Source organism: Halomonas sp. SIMBA_159, from assembly GCF_046536035.1.
GTDB classification, from domain to species: Bacteria; Pseudomonadota; Gammaproteobacteria; order Pseudomonadales; family Halomonadaceae; genus Vreelandella; species Vreelandella venusta_A.
This window is the reverse complement of record NZ_JAWJBT010001381.1, coordinates 1-243: the sequence shown is the minus strand read 5'-3', so window position 1 is coordinate 243 and position 243 is coordinate 1. Positions and strand designations below refer to the sequence as shown.

Sequence of the window (243 nt, the reverse complement as noted above, 5' to 3'; positions counted from 1 at the left end):
CTGCTGTCTCCCGATGTCCTGTCCGCCGTTATTATACTGTTATCCATAGTGCTGCTTTTTTCGGCACGGTTTATTTCGCTTTGGCTGATGCTGCCTGTCCTGCGTATAGATTCGAAAAAACTGTCGCGGCTCGATTTCTGGCTGCTGAATTTCTCAGGCGCACGCGGCGCGGTATCCATTGCCCTGATCCTGATGCTGCCGGCAGACTTCAGCTACAAACCTTTGTTTCTGACGATGGCAATC

Annotated in this window: 1 protein-coding gene; it reads left to right on the top strand. The window is 51.4% G+C overall.

What is annotated here, in order from left to right:
* On the top strand, window positions 1-243 hold a 243-nt coding region (locus tag R0J87_RS23775; RefSeq protein ID WP_498889475.1), incomplete at both ends, for a hypothetical protein.